Genomic DNA, 19,702 nt, shown 5'->3' with positions numbered 1-19,702 from the left:
TTTTCTCACAGCGGAAAGTTTCATTTTATATTTAGATACTCTACAAAAATGTAACATTTGAATTTTTAGCATCACATAGGTTGTTATTTGTAAAAAAGGATTGTTTATATTCTAGCAGAACCTCGCAAGTTCTTTTGTGATTGCTGCATAAAGTCTCTAACTAGTGAGTTAGATTGAGATTCAAATGAAAGATGCTATAATAGTAAGGAAAGTGACTAGCCCATTCAGTCATGAATGGAACGATTGGAGAAGAAGAAATGAAAAGACGACTGGAATTATTTTTGATTATTCTGTTACCGATCCTAGGACTGGTTTTTCTTGGAGGAAAAATCATGACCCTGACCAAAAGACCCGAACAGAAGATAACGGCCTCGTCTTCAAAGAAAGTCGTACAAAAACCAGAAGGAGACATAAAAAAAGAACAACTTGACTACCTAAAAGAACACGAACAGAAGGTTATTGATTTAGTCAAAGCACAAAATTCAAAAGTCGAATCCGTTCAGATTGATTGGGATCATACACAATGGAGTGATGGTGGACTGACAACTCCTGAATATTATATGAATGTTTATGGATGTATAAATCATATTGAAGAATCGAGTTGGGGAGTAGATATCCCAATTAATGAGGACAATACATTGAATCTAGATGAGATGTATCTAGGATCCGACATTAGAATAGGGGGTAGAGTATTTGAGTAATTGGCATTTGAGCAGTTTTGACAATCTATATGTTTCATTAGCTGAATCAACTTATCGTGATAGGCTCCAACAAGTTTCCATATGAACAATTGGATCAAATCCAGGAAGAGCGTTCAAAGCTTAAATGGGAGTATGATAACGAGATAGATGCTTTCTATAAAAATCAGAAAAAGCTGGAATCGAAAGCCAAAAAAAAACAGTAAGGTTGTTCTTACTGATTTTTTAGTTGGTTCCAGATGATGCTGTATCTGCGCCACTGTCTGTTGCTGTGGAGCCTTGGTCTTGTGCGGCAGATGAGCTAGATTCAGTAGCAGATGAGCTATCGGTTTCTTTTTGTGAACTAGCATCTGTATTATTTGAACTGGTTTGTGTATTGGTGTTAGCATCTGTATTGGTAGCGCTTGAGTCAGAGCCCTTATCGTGGACCACGACGACGCTGGTGCTACTAGATGGTTTGTCTTCTGTTTTTTGATTGTCTTTATTGAGCAGACTCATGATGGTAAAGGAAGTGACGATAATCCCTAAGAGACTGGCAATCGTAGCTACAACCGTTTGAAATACGGATAAACCTTGTTTGACTTTCTCACCGCGAGATGGTCTTGTATCTGCTTTTTCCTCAGGTTTTTGGTTTTTGTTACTTCTTGAATATTGTGACATGTTCATTCTCTTTCTATCAAAAATTGTTTTTTAACACTTTCCTATTATAAGTCATTTTCTGAAAAATGTCTAAAAAGAACTGAATTTTATAGAGTGATTTTGCCACATCTCTCTTTATCAAATCCTTGTCCCAAGCGGTTAGAAATGATAAAATAGAAGTTACGTAAAAAGAAAGTGATGGATGCGTAGGACATGATCTATTTTGACAATTCAGCAACGACTAAACCCTATCCAGAAGCCCTTGCGACTTATACAGAAGTAGCAACTCGGATCTGGGGCAACCCTTCTAGTTTGCACAATCTAGGTAGTCAAGCTACTCGTATTTTAGAAGCTTCTCGGAAACAAATTGCTGAGCTAATTGGCAAGAAAGCTGAGGAAATTTACTTCACGTCTGGTGGGACAGAAGGGGACAACTGGATTCTCAAGGGTGTCGCCTTTGAAAAAGCTCCTTATGGCAAGCATATCATTGTCTCTGACATCGAGCATCCTGCCATCAAGGAATCGGCTGCTTGGTTAAAGACACAAGGATTCGAAGTGGATTACGCTCCTGTGGATGCGCGTGGCTTTGTCAAGGTGGATGCCTTGGCTAGTCTTCTCCGTCCGGATACGACCTTAGTCTCTGTCATGGCCGTCAACAATGAGATTGGCTCCATCCAGCCCATCCATGAAATCGCGGCTCTTCTGGAAGATCGCCCAACGGTTAGTTTCCATGTCGATGCGGTTCAAGCCTTGGCAAAGGTAGCAACAGAAGTTTATCTACCAGAGCGCGTGGATTTTGCGACCTTCTCTAGTCACAAATTCCATGGGCTTCGCGGAGTAGGCTTTGTCTACATCAAAGAAGGCAAAAAGATCACTCCTCTCTTAACCGGAGGTGGTCAAGAAAAGGAAATGCGCTCGACAACCGAGAACGTGGCAGGAATCGCAGCAACGGCAAAAGCCCTACGCTTAGCCATGGAAAACCAAGAAGCTTTTGCCAGCAAGACCCAGCAGATGAAAGAAGTCATCCGCGAAGAATTGGCTAACTATCCAGATGTCACTGTCTTTTCTGGTGAGGATCACTTTGCGCCTCACATCTTGACTTTCGGGATCAAGGGAGTTCGTGGAGAAGTAGTGGTCCATGCCTTTGAAGAGTTTGATATTTACATCTCGACAACCAGTGCCTGCTCGTCTAAAGCTGGTAAGCCAGCTGGAACCTTGATTGCCATGGGAGTGGACAAGAGTATCGCCCAGACTGCTGTACGCTTGAGTCTCGATCTTGAAAACGACATGAGCCAAGTCGAGCAATTCTTGACCAAGTTCAAACTGATTTACGAGCAAACACGAAAAGTACGTTAATTTTAGAAGGAAATCAACATGACCTTAACCTATTCAGAAATTATGATTCGCTATGGAGAGCTTTCTACTAAAGGAAAGAACCGCATGCGTTTCATCAATAAACTTCGCAATAATATCCAAGATGTTTTATCTATCTATCCAGCTGTCAAAGTGACAGCGGACCGTGATCGAGCGCATGCTTATCTGCATGGGACGGATTATGAACCGGTAGCCGAATCCCTCAAGCAGGTTTTTGGAATCCAAAATTTTTCACCCGTTTACAAGATTGAAAAATCTGTTCCGGCCTTAAAAGCGGCTGTGCAAGAGATTATGAAGGAGATTTACAAGGACGGCTTGACCTTTAAAATCTCAAGTAAACGCAGTGACCATACCTTTGAACTCGATAGTCGCGAGCTCAATCAAACCTTGGGAGGTGCTGTCTTTGAAGCGATCCCAACCATCCAAGCTCAGATGAAAAAACCAGATATCAACTTGCAAGTTGAAATTCGAGAAGAAGCAGCCTATATTTCTTATGAAACCATTAATGGAGCAGGTGGCCTTCCTGTTGGTACGTCTGGCAAGGGCATGCTCATGCTTTCTGGTGGAATTGACTCTCCAGTAGCTGGTTACCTAGCCTTGAAGCGTGGAGTGGATATCGAGGCAGTCCACTTTGCTAGCCCGCCTTATACCAGCCCAGGTGCTTTGAAAAAGGCCCATGATTTAACACGGAAGTTGACCAAGTTTGGGGGCAATATCCAATTTATCGAGGTGCCCTTCACAGAGATCCAAGAGGAAATCAAGGCCAAGGCACCAGAAGCCTACCTCATGACTTTGACCCGTCGCTTTATGATGCGTATTACAGACCGCATTCGCGAGGTTCGCGGTGGTTTGGTGATTATCAATGGTGAAAGCTTGGGACAAGTGGCTAGCCAAACCTTAGAGAGTATGCAGGCCATCAATGCCGTGACCAATACGCCGGTTATCCGTCCGGTAGTGACCATGGACAAATTGGAAATCATCGATATTGCCCAAGAGATTGATACCTTTGAAATCTCTATCCAGCCATTCGAAGATTGTTGTACCATCTTTGCACCGGATCGTCCAAAGACGAATCCGAAACTCAAAAATGCGGAGCAGTATGAGCAACGTATGGATGTGGAAGCTTTGGTTGAGCGTGCGGTAGCAGGTATCATCGTAACTGAGATCACACCAAAAGAAGAAAAAGATGAGGTCGATGACCTGATTGAGGATTTGCTATAAAAATAGTTGTACTAAATGAATAAACTACACCCTAAAAGTTGAGATGAAACATCTAGCTTTTGGGGTGTTTTCTATTTGAATGAGCCAGTGAGAAGACAGTTTTGTTTTCTCATATGAACCATGAAAGACAGAATAGAAAAGGTAATGGAGATCATCCTCATAGGACTGTTCTCTATCGAAACAAAGAAAAGGATCTAGACCGCAACAAAAGAACTAGATCCTTTAAAATATTGAGGATAAAATAGTTTTAACAATGGATCTGAGCTTAGCTTCTAGCTTGAATAGTGGCTTGAGCGACAGCTAGTCTAGCTGCAGGAATGCGATAAGGAGAGCAGGAAACATAGGTAACTTGAATCTTCTGGAAGAAGGAAATAGAAGAGGGATCTCCACCAACTTCACCACAAATTCCAATAGGGATGTTTGGTTTTACCTGACGTGCTTTGCGGATAGCTATTTTCATTAATTCGCCAACTCCTTCTTTATCAACCATTTGGAAAGGGTCAAAAGGCAGAATTTCAAGCTCTTTATATTGGCCAATAAATTTTCCAATATCATCTCGAGAGAAACCATAAGTCATTTGGGTCAAGTCATTGGTTCCAAAACTGAAGAAATTAGCCTCTTCAGCAAGTTTGTCTGCTGTTAGGCAAGCTCGTGGAAGTTCAATCATGGTACCGATTTCATAAGGGAAAGGTTCTTGATCATACTGCTTGAAGAGTTGGTCAATATGCTGAACCAAATAGTTTTTGATGAACTCTAATTCTTTCTGATCTGCGATTAGAGGAACCATGATTTCAGGTTTGATCTCCTGACCTTGCTGATGTAGCTTGATAGCACTCCTAAAAATGGCTTCTGTTTGCATCTTGTAAATTTCAGGTTTTGTAATGCCAAGACGGCAACCACGGTGTCCCAACATAGGGTTATTTTCTTGCAAACTTTCGATACAATCGACCAATTTTTCAGGAGATTTTTTAAGTTTTGTTGCTAAAATTTCAATCTCTTGAAAATCCTTAGGTAGGAATTCATGCATCGGTGGATCCAATAGGCGGACAATCATCGGTTTATCTTGGACCGCTTGGAACATTTGATAGAAGTCTTTTTCTTGGAACTCTAATAGCCTATTTAAGGCTTCTCGTGTTTCTTCTTCTGTATCAGCTAAAATGAGGCGTCGCATTTCGAGGATTCGTTCTTGTCCAAAGAACATATGTTCTGTTCGGGCAAGTCCAACACCTTGGGCACCAAATTTCATGGCAGTTTGCAAATCTTTGATGGTCTCTGCATTCGCTCGAACTTTGAGGATTGCTACTTCATCAGCCCAAGAAAGTAAACGCTGAAGATCTTGGTTATGTTCGACTAGGGTAGTTGGAATTTCTCCACTATAAATACGGCCGGAATAGCCATCGACCGAAATAATATCTCCTTCAGTAAGGACAAGAGGACCACAGGAAAGGATTTTGTTCTCTTCGCTGATATTTAACTCTCCACAACCAGCAACACAGCAGGTTCCCATTCCCCGAGCAACAACAGCAGCGTGAGAAGTCATTCCCCCTTGACTAGTGACAATGGCTTGGCTGACAATCATTCCTTCGATATCTTCTGGTGATGTCTCCTGTCTAACAAGGATTACTTTTTTACCCTCCTGATGGGCTTCTTTTGCTCGGTCGGCAGTAAATACGATTTCGCCAGTAGCAGCCCCTGGACTTGCTGGTAGGCCTTGAACTATGAAAGGAGCCTTCGCTAGAGCGGATTCTTGGAAAACTGGATGAATCAGTTGACTAATAGAAGCAGGAGAGATTCTCAGGAGAGCTTCTTCCTTATTAATAAGACCTTGGTCTACCATATCTAGAGCAATTTTTAAAGCAGCCTTTGCTGTGCGTTTCCCATTACGGGTTTGTAGAATATAGAGTTTGCCTTTCTCAATAGTAAATTCAATGTCTTGCATATCCTTATAGTGGTTTTCAAGGATGGTGGCATAGTCTCTAAAAGATTTATAGACTTCTGGTTGTGAAATTTTTAATGAGGCGATGGGCTCTGGAGTACGAATACCAGCTACGACGTCTTCCCCTTGAGCATTAAGTAAAAATTCACCAAAAAGTTTTGGTTCCCCATTAGCGGGGTTCCTAGTGAAGCAAACACCTGTTCCACTGGTCTGATCACTATTCCCAAAAACCATAGATTGAACATTTACGGCTGTTCCTAAATCATGAGGGATCTGATGCAATTCGCGGTAAATCCTTGCTCGATGATTATTCCAGGATTTGAAAACTGCTTGAATCGCACCATAGAGTTGTTGATTTGGTTCTTCAGGAAACTGGTAGCCGTGTTTGGAATAAAGATCCTTGTATTGATTAATCAATTCCTGATGTTCGTACAAGTCTAAATTATGGACTGTTTTTGCTTGCATTTGTTCAAATTGGGCGAGACAATCATCAAAAAGTCCTTTATCAATGCCATAGACAACATCCGCGAACATCTGGAGTAGACGACGGTAGCAGTTGTAGGCAAAATCTAGATTGGTCTGTTTGGCTAGTAATTGAGTACGTTGGTCGTTGAGGCCAAGATTTAGGATGGTATCCATCATTCCAGGCATGGAAAATTTGGCTCCGCTTCGGACAGAGACCAAGAGCAAGTTAGGATTTTCTCCGCTGAAGGTTTTTTCTGTTTTTTTCTCCAAATTAGTAACCGCTTTCAAAGTATCTTCTTTTAAAGTGGAATCGAAGAAGTCAGGGTTATCTAAATAATTGATACAACTTTGGGTGGTGATGGTAAATCCAGGTGGGACTGGTAGTCCCAAACGGCTCATCTCTGCCAAATTAGCCCCTTTTCCGCCTAGGAGATCCTTATCATTTGCACTTCCTTCTTCAAAGGAATAAATCCATTTTGTCATATTAGCCTCCAAAATTTATAAAATATGTATCATATTTATGACAAAACCATTGTAATATACATCACATATCCTTGTCAAACAATAAATACATTTTTTTATTTGACAATTTCGATCAATGTGCTATAATTTACAATAAAAATGATGATTATTTAATAGAGTTTGAAGTATATGTTCTACATTTTTTCTTTCACTATTTTTTAATATCGCTATTTTTAAAACTAAGGAAAGGTTACGACTCATTGAAATTAAGTGAACGTCAAAAGAAAATAGTCGAAATTGTTAAAATCCAACAGCCAGTAAGTGGAGAGCGAATATCTGAATTATTGGATATTTCAAGAGCAACTCTTCGGTCAGATCTTTCTTTTTTGACCTTGGTTGGTATTTTAAAAGCAACTCCAAAAATTGGGTATACTTACTCAGGATCTGATTTAGAAACCTTGTTCTTTTTTGATACCTTTCAAAAAGATGTAGCTGATATCATGACATCACCTGTTCTTGTCACTCATGATTCATATATTCAGGATGCGATTATCACATTATTTATGTACGATGCAGATGTTCTTTATGTAATTGATGAAGATAAACTACTTCTTGGAATTATGTCACGCAAAGATTTGTTACGTGCATCACTAAATTCAAATATTGATAGCACCCCAGTAGCCGTCTGTATGACAAGAATGCCACATATTATTACTTGTAACAAGGATATGAATATTTTAGAAGCTGCTGTACTTCTTCAAGATCACTCCATTGATTCATTGCCTGTAGTAGAGGAGAAAAACGACCGAAAAATCGTAGGAAGTGTGACTAAATCAGCCCTGCTAGATTATATTATACAGCATGCTAGAAGTGCAGAAATGAAAAGAGAAGAGGGATAAATATGAAAAAAGAAATCATCGTTTATAGTATTTCGGATTCTTTGGGGGGAACCTCCCAAAAATTATTATCAGCTGTTAGCGCGCAGTATCCTGATATTATTTTTAATAATAGTTATCGCTTCCCTTTCATCAATCAAGAAGAGGAGTTGTTGGATATTTTATGTGATGCCATGAAGGATGATGCTCTTGTAATCAGTACCTTGGTGAATAGTCAGTTGTCAGCGGTAGCCAGGGAATTTAGCCAAAAACAGGGCCTGTCTTATCTAGATCTGATGCATCCATTTTTTGAAATCATTCAAGAAAAAACAGGGACTAGACCAATCGAAGTCCCAGGAACATTGCATCGTTTGGATAGCGATTATTTTAAGAAGATTTCAGCGATCGAGTTTGCTGTCAAATATGATGATGGTAAGGCACCGCAGGGGTTTTTAGAAGCAGATTTGGTTTTGCTTGGTGTTTCCCGTACTTCTAAAACTCCCCTCAGTATTTTTCTAGCCAACAAGGGCTATAAAGTTGCAAATTTGCCCCTGATTCCAGAAGTTCCTTTACCTCAGGTATTAGAGAAGGTCGATTCTCGTCGATTGATTGGTCTGGTCTGTGAGCCTGAAAAACTAATGAAAATTAGAAGTCATCGGCTAGGATCTTTAGGGCTTGTCCAGGAAACGAATTACACAGATTTAGAAAAGATATATCAGGAATTAGATTATTCAAAGATAATCTTTAAAAAATTAGGGGCCCAAGTGATCAATATGACGGACAAATCCATTGAGGAAACAGCCTTCTTAATCGAGGAGCAATTGAAGAAGATGAATTAAGTTTCGGATGTGATTGCACTGTACAAAATAGGGTATCTTGGAGAGATAAGATGGAGCAATATAAGCGTATTTTACTAGAAAAATTTGATACTCGACAAAAGGTTATTACTGAGCTCACGAATCTTGAGGCAATTTTAAACCTTCCTAAAGGGACAGAGCTCTACATTAGTGATATTCATGGAGAATCTGCGGCTTTTGATTATATTTTGAGGAGTTGTGCAGGAATTTTAAATGAGAAAATTAATGACTGTTTTGAAGATTCCTTAATACAAGAGAAAAAGGATCTACTGTCTGCCTTGGTGTCTTATCCAGAGCTGATTTTAGAGCGAACGAATAAAAGTAAAGAGTGGTATAAGTCTACGATTCCGCAACTCTTGATCTTATTGAATTTTGTAGCTGCTAAATATAGTCGTTCCAAGCTCAGAAAAGCCCTACCACAAGAATATGCATACATTATAGAAGAACTGATCTATAGCGATATCTCTCTAGCAGAAAAAAAATCTTATTTTCACAACATATTGGGCTATGTCATTGAACTACGAGAAGCAGATCCTTTTATTTTAGGGATTGCTAGAAGTATTCGTCGCTTATTGATTGATCACCTTCATGTGGTAGGAGATATCTTTGATAGAGGAGCGGGAAGTCCTCAAGTGATGGATGAACTCCTTCGTTTCCATTCTTTAGATATTCAGTGGGGAAACCATGATATTATTTGGATTGGAGCTTTCTTTGGTTCCAAAGCTTGTTTATTGAATCTATTACGTATTGCAGCTCGTTATGGATACTTATGGGATATCGAAAAGGCATATGGTTTGAATATTCGTTCTCTAACCTTGTTTGCTGATAAAACCTACAAAGAAAATGCTAAGTTTAGACCTATTTTAGGAAATAGAGAGAAAGAGTTTACAGCTAAGGAAATATTGCAATTAGAGAAGGTGCATCAGGCGTTAGCGATTATCCAGTTTAAGTTGGAAACTCAATTGATGAAGAGACGTCCAGAGTTTCAGATGGAGAATCAGATCTTGCTAGATAAAATTGACTATTGGAAGGAGTCACTTACTATTGATGGGGTGACCTATTCCTTGCAAAACACCTGTTTTCAAACGATTGATTCATCAAACCCATCTGAATTAAGTTTAGAGGAAAGTCAAGTCGTAGACTGTATGTTGACCTCCTATCAAGGTTCACCAAAATTAGCTAAGCATATCGAACTGCTAATGAAAAAGGGTTCCATGTATAAAGTTTACAATCAACATTTGCTTTTTCATGGCTGTATTCCCTTAAAGGCATCTGGTGACTTTCAGCCTTTTGTTCTTCATCAAGCCCAGTACGCAGGTAGAGAATTATTGGATTTCTTTGAATACCATATACGTCTAGCATCAAAAAACAAAGAAATTGGGGATGATTTTTCAACTGATTTAATTTGGTATTGCTGGAGAGGAAAGTCTTCCCCATTATTTGGAAAAGATAAGATGACGACTTTTGAACGTTATTTCATTGAAAATACAAATACTCATAAAGAACAGGAAAATGAGTATTTCACTTATCGAAATTCTAAAAAAATTTGCCAGTTTATCTTAGAGGAATTTGGTCTCACTTCACAAGAATCCCGTATTGAGAATGGACATACACCGGTTAAGACTGGAAAAGGAGAATCGCCCATTCGTGGTGAAGGACTGCTCTTTGTAATTGATGGAGGGTTGTGTGAGGCCTATCAAAAGAAGACTGGTACTGCTGGCTATTCTTTACTCAATAATTCCTATGGTTTTCAACTGGTAACCCATCAGCCCTTCCAAAATGTTCAAAAGATAGTCGAATCACCTTTTGAGCAGACCTCTTTGAAGAAAGTCATTGAGGATGTAGAGGAAAGAAAACGGATCAAATCAACAACAATCGGTCAGATTTTGCTAGAACAACAACAAGAATTAATCAAATTGCTACATGAATTTTATGACTGTTGAAGTCATTTGTCCAAGTAAATAAAAGGAAGATGAATGAAGAATACTAAGCAAGCAGTTTCTCCTCAAAAGTTCATGGGAAGGAGTATATAAGATCTATTTTTATCTTAAAATTGACTTTTTAGATAAAAATCCGTTTTCAAGGGGCAAAAAAGCTTGTCTTTGTCTGATAGAAGTGATATACTTAGAGAGTTGACTATGCACATGCCTGTGCAACCGCTCGAACATCGTCGCTCATTTCCATGAGAGTAAGTGGTTCGTCCCACGATGCTAGGCGAGTCTTCACAAAAATACGGGGAAACCCAAAAATACATAGGAGGTGCATAATGAGCACATACGCAATCATTAAAACTGGCGGAAAACAAGTTAAAGTTGAAGTTGGTCAAGCAGTCTACGTTGAAAAATTGAACGTTGAAGCTGGTCAAGAAGTTACATTTAACGAAGTTGTTCTTGTTGGTGGTGAAAACACTGTTGTCGGAACTCCACTTGTTTCAGGAGCTACTGTTGTTGGAACTGTTGAAAAACAAGGAAAACAAAAGAAAGTTGTTACTTACAAGTACAAACCTAAAAAAGGTAGCCACCGTAAACAAGGTCACCGTCAACCTTACACTAAAGTTGTCATCAACGCAATCAACGCTTAATTTTTAGGAGAACACATGATACAAGCAGTCTTTGAACGAGCCGAAGATGGCGAGCTGAGGGGTGCAGAAATCACTGGGCACGCTGGAAGCGGTGAATACGGCTTTGATGTCGTGTGTGCATCGGTTTCGACTCTAGCCATTAACTTTGTCAACTCTGTTGAGAAATTTGCAGGCTACGAACCGGATCTAGAATTAAACGAAGAAGAAGGTGGCTTCCTTCGGGTGACGATCCCGACGGATATTCCACCACATCAAAGAGAAATGACCCAACTATTCTTTGAATCATTTTTCTTAGGGATGGCAAACTTATCGGAGAACTCTTCAGAGTTCGTCCAAACAAGAGTTATCACAGAAAACTAACATGGAGGAAAACAATTATGTTGAAATTGAATCTTGCTAACTTGCAACTTTTCGCCCACAAAAAAGGTGGAGGTTCTACATCAAACGGACGTGATTCACAAGCAAAACGTCTTGGAGCTAAAGCAGCTGATGGACAAACTGTAACAGGTGGATCTATCCTTTACCGTCAACGCGGTACTCACATCTACCCAGGTGTGAACGTTGGACGTGGTGGAGACGATACTTTGTTCGCAAAAGTTGAAGGCGTAGTACGCTTCGAACGTAAAGGTCGCGATAAAAAACAAGTTTCTGTTTACCCAATCGCAAAATAAAAAGGTTCAGTAAACCTTTTTATCCCGAGCCTTGATATATTAAGGTGGGGAGCTAGTAATAGCAAAAAATAAAGCTTTTCGATTTGTCGGAAGGCTTTTTTCTTTTATCTATTATAAAAATATCGTGTTTGCTCTTGTTAATATAATGTTTGAATTTGTGTTTTTTTGAAAAAGTAGTATAATAGAGACAAATATAGTAGGAATGGAAGTAGTAGCATGAAAGATAGCAGACATGTTGAAATTCTTCAGGAACTGGATAGAAAAAGTGTGGTATCGGTCAAAGAACTAAAAGAACTCTTTGGGGTGACAGACATGACCATTCGTCGCGATCTGATCGATCTTGAAAAACAAGGCCTTTTAGTTCGCGTGCATGGTGGGGCCCACAAAAAGGTAAAAGATAGCTTGTTAGAGGCTTCTCACAGTGAAAAAAATCTGATCAATATTGAAGAGAAACGAACGATTGCCAAAAAATGTGCAGAATTAATCGAAAATGGGGATACAGTCTTTATTGGGTCTGGCACGACAACGGACTTTATTGGTGATTATCTAGAAGGCAAGGATGTCAGTATTGTAACCAATTCTTTACCTATTTTTGAGAAATTAAAGGATTTCCCAAATTACGATTTGATTCTAGTTGGTGGTCGCTATCGGATGAAAACTCAAACTTTTGTCGGCCAATTTGCCAATAAACTCTTAAAAGAAATCAAGGTTTCTAAAGCCTTTATCGGGGTGAATGGAATCGATGGGCATAGTGTTTCCACAGCCAATGAAGAAGAAGGAAATGGCAATGCTATTATTCTTAATAATGCGATAGAGAAATATGTGGTAGCTGATAACAGCAAGTTTGATAGTTATTCCTTCTACAGTTTTTATCGTGTGGAAGATCTGAATGCCATTATTACCGATGATAGTATTCCAAAGAAAATCAAAGACAAATATGGCTTGTATACGAAAATCATTTAAGATCAAGAGGCTGGGACAAAAGTCCTAGCCTCTCAATTATTTTTGGATTGTCGGGCAAGACGCAGTGGTTGAGTGGGCTCTACTACGCTGATTTCATCAGCTTTTACAGCCCTACTCAACTGTGCGGAGGTGGGACGACGAAATCGAATTCTAACGAATTACCGATTTCTGTCCCACTCTCTTTTTACTTATTTAAGGATGTTGGAAAATGACGGTTAGAAAGAGCCATATAGCTTGATACGAACAAAAATGAACAAAATGAGACAAAAATGATTGACATTCAATCAATATAGTGATATACTATAATCATAAAATAAATAGTTAGATAAGGAGGTGGCAGCAATGGGTTTAAATCAACTCTTTAACAAAGATCTTGTGTTTTGTCTACACGCCAAGGATCAAACAGATCTCTTTGAGCAGGTAGCGAGCTTACTTGAAGAGCGACAGATTGTGACACCAACCTATCGTTCCGCTTTGATTGAGCGTGAAAAGTCTTTCCCGACTGGATTAGACATGGAATTTCTTGGTAAGGACTTACCAAATGTGGCGATCCCGCACACAGACATTGTCCATAATCTCACTGAGAATGTGGTCGTGGTTCGTTTGGATCAACCGGTAACCTTCCATAATATGATTGCTCCAGATAAGGAAGTTCAAGTTTCACTTTTATTCTTCATTATCAACAATTCAAGCTCTAGCCAAACCAATATTTTGGCCCAGCTGATGGATTTCTTTACATCTAATGGAAATCTCGAAGCTCTATCAAAATTAGATAGTGAAGATAAGCTTTATCAATACATTACGGGAACTATTTCCTAAAACATTCGTAAATATTTATAATGGAGGATATCCAAATGATTAAAATTTTAGCTGCCTGTGGTGCAGGTGTTAACTCTAGCCACCAAATTAAGAATGCCTTGGAAGAAGAGTTGTCAAACCGCGGTTATGATGTGCGTTGTGACGCTGTCATGGTCAAAGACGTGAATGAAGACTTGATTTCAGGCTATGACATCTTTACTCCAATTGCTGCAACTGATTTGGGATTCGATCCTGGTATTCCAGTGGTAGAAGCAGGACCAATTTTATTCCGTATTCCAGCAATGAGTGCGCCAGTTTTTGATAACATCGAAGCTGCCATTAAAGAACATGGATTAAGTTAATATTTTTTTAAAACAGTTTGTAAGCGTTATCCAATGATAAAGTTGGAAATGATTAAAGCGTAATATATAAAATTATAAATCGGGAGGATTTATTATGAATGGCATTATTGATTTTGCCAATAAATTTTTTAAACCAATCCTAGACATGGGTGCTCCGATCATTATGTTGATCGTCTTGACTTTATTGGCTCTCTTGTTTGGAGTGAAATTCTCTAAAGCCCTTGAAGGTGGTATTAAACTTGCCATCGCCCTTACTGGTATCGGTGCCATCATAGGTATGCTTAACACAGCTTTCTCAGCATCTCTTGCAAAATTCGTTGAGAATACTGGTATTCAATTGAATATTACTGACGTTGGTTGGGCACCGCTTGCGACCATCACTTGGGGGTCTGCCTGGACACTTTACTTCTTATTGATTATGTTGATCGTCAACGTTGTCATGCTTGCGATCAAGAAAACAGATACGCTTGACGTCGATATCTTCGATATCTGGCACTTGTCTATCACAGGTCTTTTGATCAAATGGTATGCGGACAACAACGGAGTTAGCCAAGGAGTTTCACTTTTCGTCGCAACTCTTGCAGTTGTTCTTGTTGGAATCATGAAGATCATTAACTCAGACTTGATGAAACCAACATTTGATGATCTTTTGAATGCACCAAGTTCATCACCTATGACTTCAACTCACATGAACTACATGATGAACCCAATCATCATGGTCTTGGATAAAATCTTTGACAAATTCTTCCCAGGTCTTGATAAATACGACTTCGACGCTGCTAAATTGAACAAGAAGATCGGTTTCTGGGGATCTAAATTCTTTATCGGTTTCCTTCTTGGTATCGTCATCGGTATCATGGGTACTCCACATCCAGTTGCTGGCGTGCAAGATGCTGCCAAATGGGAATTGGTTATTAAAGGTTGGTTGAGCCTTGGTTTGACTGCCGGTGTCTGCTTGGAATTGTTCTCATTGATCGGTTCTTGGTTTATCGCAGCGGTAGAACCATTGTCACAAGGTATTACAAACGTTGCTACTAAACGTCTTCAAGGACGTAAATTCAACATCGGTTTGGACTGGCCATTTATCGCTGGTCGTGCTGAAATCTGGGCTTGTGCGAACGTACTTGCACCAATCATGTTGATCGAAGCAGTGCTTCTTTCTAAAGTCGGAAATGGTATCTTACCACTTGCTGGTATCATTGCTATGGGTGTGACTCCAGCCTTGTTGGTTGTAACACGCGGTAAATTGATCCGTATGATCATCTTCGGAAGCCTTCTCTTGCCACTCTTCCTTCTTTCAGGTACATTGATTGCACCATTTGCAACTCAATTGGCTAAGAGTGTTGATGCCTTCCCTAAAGGGGTAGCTTCTACTCAATTGATCACTCACTCAACTCTTGAAGGACCAGTTGAAAAATTGCTCGGTTGGACAATTGGTAACGCAACAACTGGTGATATCAAAGCCATCCTTGGTGTAGTTGTCTTCTTGGCATTCTATATCGGAATCTTCGCTTGGTACAGAAAACAAATGATCAAACGTAACGAAGAATATGCTGCAAATGCAAAATAATCGTCATATGTAGTTTGAAAACTGACACCATATCTGTTGTGGATATGGTGTTTTTATTTTAAAAATGTTCGAAAATAAACAATTTAATGTTGACTTTCGTTCAAAATAGGTGTAATATAATATCAAAAGTAAGAAAATGTTCCTTTGTGAAAAATTAACAACAGGGATATTTGCTGAAACGAACAAAAGGAGGACAGGACATGTCTATTGTACTTGGTGCAGATGCTGCAGGATTAAGATTAAAAGATCTCGTGAAAGAGTTTCTTGTAAAAGAAAACTTCGATGTTGTGGATGTAACTGCTGAAGGTCAAGATTTTGTAGATGTGACACTTGCAGTTGCGAGCGAAGTGAACAAAAACGATCAAAATCTTGGAATCGTAATTGATGCTTACGGAGCTGGTCCATTTATGGTTGCAACTAAAATCAAAGGAATGGTGGCAGCAGAAGTTTCAGATGAACGTTCTGCTTATATGACACGTGGACACAACAATTCTCGAATGATTACCATGGGTGCTGAAATTGTTGGGGATGAATTGGCCAAGAACATTGCCAAAGGCTTCGTCAATGGTAAATACGACGGTGGTCGTCACCAAATCCGTGTCGATATGTTGAATAAGATGTGCTAATGAGAGGAGAATTCAAATGAGAATTGCAATTGGTTGTGATCACATTGTGACAAATGAAAAAATGGCTGTTTCTGATTTTTTGAAATCAAAAGGATATGAAGTGCTCGACTTTGGGACTTATGACCATACACGTACCCACTATCCAATTTTTGGTAAAAAAGTTGGTGAAGCCGTAGCAAGTGGCCAAGCAGATCTTGGTGTTTGTATCTGTGGTACTGGTGTTGGGATCAACAATGCTGTTAACAAAGTACCTGGTATCCGTTCTGCCTTGGTACGCGATATGACAACTGCTCTTTATGCCAAAGAAGAATTGAACGCGAATGTGATCGGCTTTGGTGGTAAGATCACTGGTGAATTGCTCATGTGCGATATCATTGAAGCATTCATCCACGCTGAATACAAACCAACTGAAGAAAATAAAAAATTGATCGCTAAGATCCAACATGTGGAAACCCATAATGCCCATCAAGCGGATGCTGATTTCTTTACAGAATTCCTTGAAAAATGGGACCGTGGTGAATACCACGACTAAGAGGTGACATATGATATTAACGGTCACGATGAACCCTTCGATTGATATTTCTTATCCTTTGGATGTACTCCAGTTGGATACAGTCAATCGAGTGGCTGAGGTAAGTAAGACAGCTGGTGGGAAGGGTCTCAATGTTACCCGTGTGCTTTCTGAGATCAAGGATCCAGTAGCAGCGACTGGCCTACTTGGTGGTCGAACGGGTCAATTCATTCTTGATCATTTAGGAGAAGAGATAGAGGAACGTTTCTTTGAGATTGCTGGAGATACACGAAATTGTATCGCCATCCTTCACGAAGGCAAGCAAACAGAAATCTTAGAAAAAGGTCCAACCATTTCTGAGAAAGAAGGACAAGGTTTCCTTCAACATTACCGTCACTTGATCGATCAAGTGGAAGTTGTTGCCATCTCAGGTAGTCTCCCAGCTGGTTTACCAGTGGACTACTATGCTAGCCTGGTCAAGATTGCAAGGGAAGCTGGAAAAGCAGTCGTGCTCGATTGCTCGGGGGCTTCTTTGGAAGCTGCCATTCAAGCAGCGGTCAAGCCTACAGTCATTAAGCCCAACAATGAAGAGTTATCTCAATTGTTAGGAAAAGAAGTGAGTAAGAATGTGGAAGACTTAAAAGAAGTTCTTCAGGATACTCTCTTTGATGGCGTCGAATGGGTGATTGTCTCCCTTGGAGCAAATGGCGCTTTTGCGAAGCACGGCGATGACTTCTATAAGGTGGATATTCCTAAGATTGATGTCGTCAATCCAGTCGGATCTGGTGATTCGACTGTTGCAGGGATTGCATCTGGTCTTTATCATCATGAGAGTGACGCAGATTTGCTCAAGAAAGCAAATGTTCTTGGAATGTTAAATGCGCAAGAAGCACAAACAGGACATGTCAACATGGGGCACTATGATGCCTTATATCAACAATTAATCGTAAAAGAGGTATAAAATGGTATTAACAGAACAAAAACGCAACTATTTGGAACGTCTTAGTACAAAAGACGGTGTTATTTCAGCTTTGGCCTTCGACCAACGTGGGGCTTTGAAACGCTTGATGGCCAAATACCAAGACACTGAGCCAACTGTAGCACAAATGGAAGAATTGAAAGTTCTTGTAGCAGATGAATTGACAAAATATGCTTCCTCTATGTTGTTGGACCCAGAATATGGGTTGCCTGCTACGAAAGCCTTGGATAAAGATGCTGGTCTCTTACTTGCATACGAAAAAACCGGTTATGATACATCTAGCACCAAACGTCTACCAGACTGCCTCAACCTTTGGTCAGCAAAACGCATCAAAGAACAAGGTGCAGATGCTGTGAAATTCTTGCTCTACTATGATGTAGATAGTGCAGAAGAACTTAACCAAGAAAAACAAGCTTATATCGAACGCATCGGTTCAGAATGTGTGGCAGAAGACATTCCATTCTTCCTTGAAATCTTGGCTTATGACGAAGGAATTGCAGATGCAACCTCTGCTGAATATGCAAAAGTGAAACCTCGTAAAGTCATTGAAGCGATGAAAGTCTTCTCGGATCCTCGTTTCAATATCGATGTATTGAAAGTAGAAGTTCCTGTCAATGTCAACTACGTGGAAGGATTTGGAGAAGGTGAAGTTGTCTATAGTCGTGAAGAAGCGGCTGCTTTCTTCAAAGAACAAGAAGAAGCAACCAACCTTCCATACATCTACCTCAGTGCTGGTGTATCCGCAAAACTTTTCCAAGAAACTTTGGAATTTGCTCATGCATCAGGTGCTAACTTCAACGGTGTTCTTTGTGGACGTGCGACATGGGCAGGTTCAGTAGAAGCTTACATCAGAGATGGAGAAGCAGCTGCTCGTGAATGGCTTCGTACAGAAGGTCGTCAAAATATTGAAGAATTGAATGCGGTCTTGGCTAAAGTGGCAACACCTTGGACAGAACGCGTGTAAGAAACAAATCGTTATTGCCTCCTAAAGCAACATTTAGAACATTGGAAGGAAGAAATTCCTTCCAATGTTCTTCATTATTTTTAGGCTTTGTTTATTTTTTATAAAAAATGTTTAAAAATTTTCGCTGTAAGGGTTTACAAAATAAAAAACTTATGATAGAATAAGTTCATAAGTTAAATAGCAGTGAGCGTTACTAAGTTAGATTAGGCGTGACCACAAGTAGATTGAATGATTAGCATAGGCTAGTTTTTTCAGTTGCTTCGTGGTCATTTTTATTTGCTTTTAACAAATTTTACAAAGGAGAGCCTCATGTATCGTATTATCCATCCAATGAACAATAATGTTGCTTTGGTTCAAAATGAGCTTCAACAAGAGTTAATTGTTGTTGGGAGTGGGATTGCTTTTGGGAAAAAGAAACATGATCTAGTAGCTGATGATAAGGTCGAAAAAGTATTTCGTTTAAACACGGATGAATCAAGAGAAAATTTTATGGCCCTTCTAAAGGATGTTCCTCTTGATTTCATTACAACCACTTATGAAGTGATTGATACCTTGTCTAAGAAATATGCCTATCCTGTTCAAGAATATATCTATGTGACACTAACAGATCACATCTTTTGTTCTTACCAGGCGGTTCAACAGGGAAGATACAAACACAGTGATCTACCTGATGCGTCTGCTATGCATCCGATTCCCTATAAAATCGCAAAGGAAGCGATTGAAATCTTTCGAAATCGGCTCTTGGATCAATTTCCTGATGACGAAGTGAATCGTATCGCCTATCACTTCATCAATGCACAAGGGGAAGTCATTCATGAGCAGGATCCTGATGTCCAAGATCGCCAAGCGATTTTGAAAGCTGTAGAGGAAAAACTAGCTCAAAATGGATTGAAACGAAAAGAAGAGAACAGTCATTTCTACGATCGCTTTATGATCCATCTCAATTATTTCCTAGACTCTCTAGATAAGGGAAGAGAGGATCCTGAAGGCTTGAGCGAGATGGAACAACTGATCCAGCTAAGTTATCCAAAGGCTTATGAGATTAGTCATCAGATCTACCAAACCATCGCTGAACAGACTGGAGCTAAGATATCTCCTAATGAAAAAGTCTATTTAGCCCTTCATATTCAACGTCTATTATAAAAATTTT

The 19,702-nt window shown here is 39.6% G+C and carries 20 protein-coding genes and 1 other annotated feature; of the genes, 18 read left to right on the top strand and 2 right to left on the bottom strand.

What is annotated here, in order from left to right; translation table 11 throughout:
• Positions 1-230: 230 nt before the first annotated feature.
• Positions 231-701, top strand: a complete 471-nt coding sequence (locus HMPREF0833_RS03560) for a hypothetical protein (RefSeq protein WP_013903741.1) — start codon at positions 231-233, stop codon at positions 699-701.
• 222 nt (positions 702-923) lie between these two features.
• On the opposite strand, the gene HMPREF0833_RS03555 is transcribed toward HMPREF0833_RS03560, so the two are convergent.
• Positions 924-1,358 carry a DUF6556 family protein gene (locus HMPREF0833_RS03555; RefSeq protein ID WP_041818248.1) on the bottom strand — a complete coding sequence of 145 codons (435 nt, stop codon included), beginning with the start codon at positions 1,356-1,358 and terminating at the stop codon, positions 924-926.
• A gap of 192 nt (positions 1,359-1,550) precedes the next feature.
• Here HMPREF0833_RS03555 and HMPREF0833_RS03550 point away from each other — a divergent pair, with 192 nt between their 5' ends.
• Together HMPREF0833_RS03550 and thiI are read left to right on the top strand one after the other, a co-directional pair.
• Positions 1,551-2,693 (top strand): cysteine desulfurase family protein, encoded by a 1,143-nt coding sequence (locus HMPREF0833_RS03550; protein ID WP_013903738.1) that lies wholly within the window; start codon positions 1,551-1,553, stop codon positions 2,691-2,693.
• Between the two features lie 18 nt (positions 2,694-2,711).
• Positions 2,712-3,932, top strand: a complete 1,221-nt coding sequence (gene thiI, locus HMPREF0833_RS03545; protein ID WP_013903737.1) for a tRNA uracil 4-sulfurtransferase ThiI — start codon at positions 2,712-2,714, stop codon at positions 3,930-3,932.
• A 265-nt stretch (positions 3,933-4,197) separates the two neighbouring features.
• Here thiI and ppdK read toward each other — a convergent pair whose 3' ends face one another.
• The gene (gene ppdK, locus HMPREF0833_RS03540) at positions 4,198-6,816 is read right to left on the bottom strand and encodes a pyruvate, phosphate dikinase (protein ID WP_013903736.1); all 2,619 of its coding nucleotides are present in this window, start codon (positions 6,814-6,816) and stop codon (positions 4,198-4,200) included.
• Between the two features lie 239 nt (positions 6,817-7,055).
• Between ppdK and HMPREF0833_RS03535 the strand changes: the two genes are divergently transcribed.
• From HMPREF0833_RS03535 to HMPREF0833_RS03465, 15 genes are all read left to right on the top strand, one after another.
• A complete protein-coding gene (locus tag HMPREF0833_RS03535; RefSeq protein ID WP_041818247.1) occupies positions 7,056-7,694 on the top strand; it encodes a CBS domain-containing protein in 639 nt (212 codons plus the stop codon).
• A 2-nt stretch (positions 7,695-7,696) separates the two neighbouring features.
• Positions 7,697-8,509: a pyruvate, water dikinase regulatory protein gene (locus HMPREF0833_RS03530; protein WP_003016499.1), complete on the top strand. Its 813-nt coding sequence runs from the start codon at positions 7,697-7,699 to the stop codon at positions 8,507-8,509.
• 50 nt (positions 8,510-8,559) lie between these two features.
• Positions 8,560-10,470 carry a fructose-bisphosphatase class III gene (locus HMPREF0833_RS03525; RefSeq protein WP_013903734.1) on the top strand — a complete coding sequence of 637 codons (1,911 nt, stop codon included), beginning with the start codon at positions 8,560-8,562 and terminating at the stop codon, positions 10,468-10,470.
• Positions 10,471-10,671: 201 nt separating this feature from the next.
• Positions 10,672-10,759, top strand: a sequence feature (ribosomal protein L21 leader region).
• 34 nt (positions 10,760-10,793) lie between these two features.
• Complete coding sequence (gene rplU, locus HMPREF0833_RS03520) at positions 10,794-11,108, top strand: 50S ribosomal protein L21 (RefSeq protein ID WP_003007734.1); 315 nt, start codon at positions 10,794-10,796, stop codon at positions 11,106-11,108.
• 15 nt (positions 11,109-11,123) lie between these two features.
• On the top strand, positions 11,124-11,468 hold the full coding sequence (locus tag HMPREF0833_RS03515; protein WP_003016521.1) for a ribosomal-processing cysteine protease Prp: 345 nt from the start codon (positions 11,124-11,126) through the stop codon (positions 11,466-11,468).
• A gap of 17 nt (positions 11,469-11,485) precedes the next feature.
• A complete protein-coding gene (gene rpmA / locus HMPREF0833_RS03510; protein WP_003002805.1) occupies positions 11,486-11,779 on the top strand; it encodes a 50S ribosomal protein L27 in 294 nt (97 codons plus the stop codon).
• A gap of 216 nt (positions 11,780-11,995) precedes the next feature.
• Positions 11,996-12,742 carry a DeoR/GlpR family DNA-binding transcription regulator gene (locus HMPREF0833_RS03505; RefSeq protein ID WP_013903733.1) on the top strand — a complete coding sequence of 249 codons (747 nt, stop codon included), beginning with the start codon at positions 11,996-11,998 and terminating at the stop codon, positions 12,740-12,742.
• Between the two features lie 342 nt (positions 12,743-13,084).
• Positions 13,085-13,561, top strand: a complete 477-nt coding sequence (locus HMPREF0833_RS03500; protein ID WP_013903732.1) for a PTS sugar transporter subunit IIA — start codon at positions 13,085-13,087, stop codon at positions 13,559-13,561.
• Positions 13,562-13,596: 35 nt separating this feature from the next.
• Entirely contained in the window at positions 13,597-13,902 is a 306-nt protein-coding gene (locus HMPREF0833_RS03495) for a PTS sugar transporter subunit IIB (protein ID WP_003002828.1), read from the top strand.
• 94 nt (positions 13,903-13,996) lie between these two features.
• Positions 13,997-15,472, top strand: a complete 1,476-nt coding sequence (locus HMPREF0833_RS03490) for a PTS galactitol transporter subunit IIC (RefSeq protein WP_013903731.1) — start codon at positions 13,997-13,999, stop codon at positions 15,470-15,472.
• A 200-nt stretch (positions 15,473-15,672) separates the two neighbouring features.
• Complete coding sequence (lacA, locus tag HMPREF0833_RS03485) at positions 15,673-16,098, top strand: galactose-6-phosphate isomerase subunit LacA (RefSeq protein WP_013903730.1); 426 nt, start codon at positions 15,673-15,675, stop codon at positions 16,096-16,098.
• 16 nt (positions 16,099-16,114) lie between these two features.
• Entirely contained in the window at positions 16,115-16,630 is a 516-nt protein-coding gene (lacB, locus tag HMPREF0833_RS03480) for a galactose-6-phosphate isomerase subunit LacB (RefSeq protein ID WP_003002763.1), read from the top strand.
• Between the two features lie 10 nt (positions 16,631-16,640).
• Positions 16,641-17,570, top strand: coding sequence for a tagatose-6-phosphate kinase (locus HMPREF0833_RS03475; protein ID WP_013903729.1), 930 nt, complete (start codon positions 16,641-16,643; stop codon positions 17,568-17,570).
• A gap of 1 nt (position 17,571) precedes the next feature.
• A complete protein-coding gene (gene lacD / locus HMPREF0833_RS03470; RefSeq protein WP_013903728.1) occupies positions 17,572-18,552 on the top strand; it encodes a tagatose-bisphosphate aldolase in 981 nt (326 codons plus the stop codon).
• 309 nt (positions 18,553-18,861) lie between these two features.
• A complete protein-coding gene (locus tag HMPREF0833_RS03465; protein ID WP_013903727.1) occupies positions 18,862-19,695 on the top strand; it encodes a PRD domain-containing protein in 834 nt (277 codons plus the stop codon).
• Positions 19,696-19,702 lie beyond the last annotated feature (7 nt).

This window comes from Streptococcus parasanguinis ATCC 15912 (assembly GCF_000164675.2).
Taxonomy (GTDB): Bacteria; Bacillota; Bacilli; order Lactobacillales; family Streptococcaceae; genus Streptococcus; species Streptococcus parasanguinis.
Note: the sequence above shows the minus strand (reverse complement) of the source record. Positions and strands in the feature narration are given on the sequence as shown.